Origin of the sequence: Salmonella sp. SAL4457 (genome assembly GCF_046548235.1) — a bacterium.
GTDB lineage: Bacteria > Pseudomonadota > Gammaproteobacteria > Enterobacterales > Enterobacteriaceae > Salmonella > Salmonella enterica.
The window spans coordinates 1-272 of sequence record NZ_JBGDZO010000483.1 but is presented as its reverse complement, the minus strand read 5'-3'; the positions used below and the strand labels follow the sequence as shown (position 1 = coordinate 272).

Annotated in this window: 1 protein-coding gene; it reads right to left on the bottom strand. The window is 66.5% G+C overall.

Annotation, left to right across the window (positions count from 1 at the left end):
- A partial coding sequence (locus ACLJNW_RS25145) for a VOC family protein (RefSeq protein ID WP_410961348.1) occupies positions 1–272 on the bottom strand: 272 nt, incomplete at both ends.

Below are 272 nucleotides of genomic sequence, written 5' to 3'. Positions count from 1 at the left end.
GGGCCGATCTCGGTATCCCAGCCGCAGCGGGCGATGTGCATGCCGCCGCCGAACACCTCATGGATATCGCGCACGGTGAACGCCACGTGGTTCAGGCCGGCGCGCGGTTGCGGCAGTTGCAGCATGAACAGGTCGTGGTGGCCGCCCTCCTCCGCGCAACGCAGGAAGGCGCCGCGATTCGGATAGCGATCGGAGCAGACGAAGCCGAAGCGCTCGCGGTAGAAGCGTTCGCAGGCGTTGACGTCCTTGACGAAGAACACCACGTGGCCGAC